Origin of the sequence: Nostoc cf. edaphicum LEGE 07299, assembly GCF_015207245.1 — a bacterium.
GTDB classification, from domain to species: Bacteria; Cyanobacteriota; Cyanobacteriia; order Cyanobacteriales; family Nostocaceae; genus Nostoc; species Nostoc edaphicum_B.
Genome location: NZ_JADEXF010000588.1, coordinates 1 through 3,821, shown reverse-complemented (window position 1 = coordinate 3,821; position 3,821 = coordinate 1). Strand labels below are relative to the sequence as shown.

The following is a 3,821-nucleotide window of genomic DNA, read 5'->3' as shown; positions in this document are numbered from 1 at the left end:
GCGTTAATTCGGTCAATACAGCGAATTGCAGTAAATGGATCATTTATTCCAGGGGAAATGGCACGCAGAGCAATTTCTACTAATTGATCAATTGGAAACTCTATATCCTGTTGTTCTGTACGTTCTTTGCCTAAAATAAAAGCATCATTGATTTGTTTGGTAAGTTTTTTATTTACTTTTTTTCCAGGAAAAACCAACGCTAAATCGCTACCTTGAATTAGAAATTTTCCTGGTCTAACCTGAAGGCGTATTAGCAAATTATGTTTACAAGCAATTTCCATCAATTCCCCATTATCAATTGCTTGTAAGTAACCAGTGCCATTAGCTCGAATCGGTAAAGCCTCTTTCTCAAAAGACATGGGAATTTCTTCAATTCCAAGGCTATGTTCTGGTTCACCATGCCCAATTCTTTCTGGAAATAGCCGCTTAATTGCTGAATGTAAATCCTCACTAACATTTTCGATTACGTGAGATGCCTGGATTATGGTTGAAGCATGATGGATAAAATAAATTAATACACCAATGCTAATAATTGCGAGTAAAGTGCCCACTGTAACTGAAAGTTGTGGCACATACTGTTCGTATCCATCTCCTTCTCCATGAATTGTCCGCAGTACGAACAAGCAGTAGATGAACGTACCAATAAATGTGCCTAGTACAATTTGATTCCCCGTATCCTGCATAAAATTACGCAGTAGTCGCGGCCCGAAATTGGAAGCAGCCAACTGAAGCGCCACAATTGTAATTGAAAAGGCTGTAGCAGCAACGCTAATCATCGAACCTGCAACCGATCCTAACAGCGATCGCGCTCCATCTGCTCCACCTGTGTAAACCCACCAATAATCAATGTCTACCTTGCCTGTACGGTCAAGATTAAGCATTGTGAAAGCTAAAGCAGTAGCTACCACCGCCATAACCGCCGGTATAAACCAGTAACTTGAGTGGAGCTGATCCCACAGTTTGCTTATCTTGACATTTATCATTGTTCGTTGGTTTGAGAATCTATTTTGCCGTTGTTATCTTCTGAGGAGCGTGCTTGAGCAAGTAACCTGAGCGAATCGCTGATGCGGCGAGGCTTTGGTACTTCACCTTTACCTGCGGGCCAACCTTCACGCTGACGAGGGCGGTTTCCATCTGTCTCTTCTGTCTGGTCGTGGAACAGAATTTGTTGAGTTGGGAAGGGCAAATCAATGCCGTTTGCAACAAGCGTTTTCTTGATTGCAGTAATCACTTTATCCCGCGAAATCAGATTATCTGCGCGTCGTGGTGGATGAACCCACCAACGCACACGGATGTTAACAGTGCTTTCGGCAAGTTCCATTACTAGTACATCAGGAGCCGGGTCTTTTAAAACCTCGTCTACACTATGCATTGCGTCTAGCATTAACTGCTTGGCACGGTCAATGTCGTCGCCGTAGCCAATGCCGACATCGTACTCTAATCGGCGGTTATCAAAGGCAGTGTTTACAGTTACAGAATTAGTAAATAATTCCGAGTTCGGAATGACAATCCGCCGACCGTCATAAGTTCTGATTGTTGTTGCGCGTGTCTCGATATTCTCGACCGTTCCTTCAAAGCCTTTAAAAACAATTTGGTCATCAATTTGAAAAGGTTCAGTTAGCAGAATTAAAATTCCAGCTAAGAAATTCTGTAAAATATCGCGGAATGCAAAACCAATTGCAACACCACTAATTCCCAAAAGTTGTATCAAATCACCAGCTTGAAATGTTGGAATCACAATGGAAAGGGCGATAAACAACCCAATCAAAATTGTCAAACCCTGCGCTAACCTTCCTAGAACTAGTCCCAGATTCCGGGCAGAACGACGATTGCGAGTTACCCGCTTAACTAGTGCCTTAATTCTGCTAGCAACAAATAAAAAGAAGATGAAGACAATTAATCCTAATACAATGTTTGGTAGCAAAGCTATCAAACCGTTAATCATAGTTTGAATCTTATCCCAAGCTGTCGAAATTTCTGCATTCATGAACTTTCCTCACTAAGTAATTTTTGCTAACGTTAACGCTCAGAATTTTGATGCAATAATTCTTGAATTTCCCCGCGCAATGCTGCGATTTCACTCTGAAGCATTTGAATCGATTTCGCTCCAGCTAACTCTGCTTCGTCATCATCGGCATCACGATCAATAAAAAACGTCGCCAGAGTTGCAGTGACATAGCCAAACACGGCAAACGCATATAACGCTAAGAAAAAACAAAGCACCCGACCTTCGGGCGTTTTGGGCGAATAGTCAGAACCCATCGTTGTCATTAGCATTGCTGTCCACCATAAAGCAGTGCCGTAGTTGTGCAGCCCTGATTCCACAGGAACTTCGTTTTCAAACGCATACATCCCTGCTGCTCCTATTAAAGTAACAATCATTGTTAATGCCACAACATAACCAAACCCTCGACGGCTAATACTTGCTGCTAAAACCCGCATCCCTCGGTTAGCACGAGTCATAACTCGCAACAGTTGTAGCCCTCGCACAGCCCGTGCTGTTCTTAATATCCGTACCACCCGTATAATCCGAAAAGTACGTAGCGCTGGCAACACTAAAGAAATAGCTGTTAGCCAGTTGCTTTTGATATAGGAAGGTTTATGAGGAGCGATCGCTAGTTTAAGTAGAAAATCTAATATAAAAATAATCCAAATAGTGATGCTAAAGGCTTCCAGTAAAGAGTTTAATCCCCAGATGATCTCGATGATGAATAGTGCTAGCCATACAAAGCCCAACACCAACATTGGAATTTCTAACCAATCTTCCAACTGTTGCAAGACTTCATTACGTTCTTTTTCTAGGGCTTGTTTTTCTGAAAGCTTTGAACTACTCATAGTATTAATTCGTAATGACGCTCGTTCCTCGCTACCGCTTCGCTAACGTAATTCGTAATTTAATGTGAATTTTAGAGAATTGGTTTTATTGTTTACTAGCAGGTGTTTCTAGCACGTTGACATCAACTAGAGGTGTCACATTAAAGTCTTGTTTTAATAATTGGGTTTGAATTGATTGGGTGAGGCGATCGCGTATTTCTTCACTAGACGCTGTAACTCCCGGTTGACGCTGCACATAAACAACAGATAGCAGGGTATCCTGCCCTTGAATATTGGATCGTGTAAAGCGGACATTCGACTCGACTAATTTTGCTAAACCAACTTGCTCCACAGTTTTCTGGACTTGGGCATTGGCACGTTGGGCACGGCTAGAGCGTTGTAAATTGGGAGAATTAGAGAACTGCCAAGTTAGTAAACCTGCCAATGCGATGACAGTGATCGCCAAGGCAGAAAAGAATACCCGTTTTTTACCACGCTGATAGCGAGTTTCTTGAGCAGACAACCCGAACACTCGGAATAACAAAGCTGCTGAAAAGTTAATGCCGCATAGTTGCAAAAATAATAAGAACAGCCCCGAAATTGCCATATCCCATCTGCCAACTGCACTGGCCATCCCCACAATTCCCGCAGGTGGAGCTAAGGAGGCGGCAACTAACATTCCGGTTGCTGCCCCAGATACTAAACTACTCCGTTCTGATTGAACCAAGTTGAGCGCCCCTGCGGCTCCGGCGGCCAATGGCAAAATCACTGCCACTGCTGAAACCTGGCTGCTATCTACCATTAAACTGGTGGGAATTTCTTGCCGTAATATCAGGCTCAATAGCCAAGTAGTGGCAATTGTGACTGCTAAAGCAGCAAAATAACGTAAAATACTCCGCCCTAAGAGTTTGCGATCGCCCCATGCAGTAGCGATCGCTGTATTCATTGCTGGGCCTGCAAACGGTGCTATCAGCATTGCCGCCACCAGCAAGTAAGCTGTATTAGTA

The 3,821-nt window shown here is 43.2% G+C and carries 4 protein-coding genes; all 4 read right to left on the bottom strand.

The window, feature by feature from the left end; translation table 11 throughout:
* The coding region (locus IQ229_RS17320) for a DUF2254 domain-containing protein (protein WP_194045809.1) at positions 1–983 on the bottom strand (983 nt) is incomplete at its 3' end.
* A complete protein-coding gene (locus IQ229_RS17315) occupies positions 980–1,987 on the bottom strand; it encodes a mechanosensitive ion channel family protein (protein ID WP_194045807.1) in 1,008 nt (335 codons plus the stop codon). The genes IQ229_RS17315 and IQ229_RS17320, both read right to left, overlap by 4 nt.
* Positions 1,988–2,019: 32 nt before the next feature.
* A complete protein-coding gene (locus IQ229_RS17310) occupies positions 2,020–2,835 on the bottom strand; it encodes an ion transporter (protein WP_194045806.1) in 816 nt (271 codons plus the stop codon).
* A gap of 85 nt (positions 2,836–2,920) precedes the next feature.
* A partial coding sequence (locus tag IQ229_RS17305) for a DUF389 domain-containing protein (RefSeq protein ID WP_194045804.1) occupies positions 2,921–3,821 on the bottom strand: 901 nt, incomplete at its 5' end.